Source organism: Methylobacterium sp. WL18 (assembly GCF_008040015.1).
Classification (GTDB): Bacteria; Pseudomonadota; Alphaproteobacteria; order Rhizobiales; family Beijerinckiaceae; genus Methylobacterium; species Methylobacterium mesophilicum.
Window position 1 is genome coordinate 1 of sequence record NZ_VRVD01000725.1, and the last position, 2,156, is coordinate 2,156.

Annotated in this window: 2 protein-coding genes; both read right to left on the reverse strand. The window is 69.9% G+C overall.

Going from position 1 to position 2,156, the window contains the following annotated elements; all coding sequences use genetic code 11:
* Nucleotides 1-181 precede the first annotated feature (181 nt).
* Complete coding sequence (locus FV228_RS27510; RefSeq protein ID WP_147857409.1) at nt 182-892, reverse strand: Crp/Fnr family transcriptional regulator; 711 nt, start codon at nt 890-892, stop codon at nt 182-184.
* Between the two features lie 310 nt (nt 893-1,202).
* Nucleotides 1,203-2,156: YihY/virulence factor BrkB family protein (locus FV228_RS27515; protein ID WP_147857410.1), on the reverse strand; the 954-nt coding region annotated here is incomplete at its 5' end.

The following is a 2,156-nucleotide window of genomic DNA, read 5'->3' on the forward strand; positions in this document are numbered from 1 at the left end:
ACTATATATCCGCAATAAGTAGAGGACACTCAATTCGATCGCCCATATATGCCCGCCGATTGGCGGCGATATGGTTAAATACTATCCTAAAAATCAATCTTTGAGCAAGCGTATCCCGCCGGGATTCGGGCGCCGATCCCGGCGGCGGCTGCCGGCAGGGTCCGGACCGGTACGCCCGGTCTCAGGCCAGATGCAGGTAGGCCGGGTCGAACAGGCCGCGCTCCATCAGCCCGTCGAGGTCGTGGATCGTCAGGCGCCGGCCCCGCAGGCCGATCAGGCCGCCGGTGCGCAGCGCCTTCAGGGTGCGGTTGATATGCACGCTGGTCTGGCCGAGGGCGTCGGCGAGGTCGGGCTGGGTGATCGGCATCGGGATCGTGTTCCCGTCCGCGAGGCCGACCCGGGCGAGCCGCAGGTACAGCTCGCAGAACAGGTGCGCCAGGCGCTCGATCGCCGAACGGCGCCCGACGCTGGCGATCCATTCGCGCTGGAGCGCCGTGGTGTCGCGCATCTCCCGCCACAGGCACTCCTCCACCGCCGGCCGGGTCCGGATCGCCTCGCCGATCTGGTCCGGCGCGATCCGGGCGACCGTGACCGGGGTGATCGCCCCGATGGCGTGGTCCAGGCGCGGCCAGCGGGCCGGTGAGGGGTCGCACAGGTCACCCGGCAGGAGCAGCGAGACGATCGCCCGCCGACCGTCCGGAAACTGCTTGTAGCGACAGGCCCAGCCGTCGAGGATCAGGTGGGTGTGGTGCGGGTCTTCGTGCTGCCCGACGATGTCCTGGCGCGGCGCGACGGGGCGGATGTGCTGCCGGGCGAGTCCGTCGAGGGCCGCGCGATCCTCGGGCCCGAGCCGGACGTGCCGCTCCATCTTCCGCACGAACGGGTTGTTCACGGCGACCTCCGGTCAGAGGCCGCCGTGCCGATGCGGCTCCGGGACGGCCGGCCATCCGTGGTCGGATCGCCCCACCCGCAGCCGGCGCGCGGCGGCCAGGCGGGCGTGGAAAAAGGGATCCGGGCAGCCCCGGTGCGCCCCGAACCGCGCGACGACGCTGCTGATGGATGCCCACCGCACGAAGACGACTGTTGTCACAGGTATGTTGCGGTCCGAGCGTCGAAGTCTGGTTGTCTCGACGGCTTATGCCGCGACCGGGCGTGCCCGCGCCAACCTGTGTTAACCACCGCTGAGCCCTTTGGCCGCCCCGTCACGCGGCGGCGGCTCCTACGGAATCGGCCATTTGGGCGCGCCGTGTGCCCAGGGGCTGCGGCTCACCCACGGTGGTGTCCTCGGCGGTCTGGTGCTCCATCTCGGCGTTCAGCTGGGCGCCGGCGAGCACGATCATGGTCGAGATCCAGATCCAGGTCATGAAGCCGATGGCCGCGCCGAGGGAGCCGTAGGTCTTGTTGTAGCTGCCGAAATGGGCGACGTACCACGAGAACAGCAGCGACGCGACGAGCCACAGGAGGGCCGCCGCGGCGCCCCCGGGGGTCACCCAGCGCCAGCGCGGCGCGTCCCGGCTCGGGCCGTAGCGGTAGAGCAGGGCGAGCCCGAGCAGGACCGCCACGAGCAGCGCCGGCCAGCGCAGCAGGGTCAGCCACCAGGCATCGGTCCCGAGCCCGACATAGGTCAGCACCACCGGCAGCACCACGACCGCGGCCAGAGCCAGGATCAGGAACGCCAGCGCCCCCGCGGTGAAGCCGAGGGAGACCACGTTGAGCAGGACGAAATTGCGCTTCTCGCGCTCGTTGTAGACGATGTTGAGGGCGTCGAAGACGTGCTTCACGCCGCCGTTGGCGCTCCAGATCGACAGGACGATGCCGACGACCAGGCTCAGGCCCAGCGCGGTGTTGCCCTTCTCGTTCAGGCGCTTGACCTGGTCGCCGATGATTTCCAGGGCGCCCTGGGGCAGGACGCCCTGGAGGCTGGCGATCTGGTCGTTGATTGTCGAGGCGTCGGCCACGAGGCCGTAGCAGGAGACCAGCGCGGCCACCGCCGGGAAGATCGCCAGCAGGGTGAAGAAGGTGACGCCGGCCGCGATCAGCGACAGCCGGTTCTCGCCGATGTCGCGGTAGGTGCGCAGCGCGATGTCCTTCCAGCCCTTGGCGGGGATCTCCGCCGGATGGCTGGCGCCGCGCCCGCGATCGGCCTGGCGGCTCGC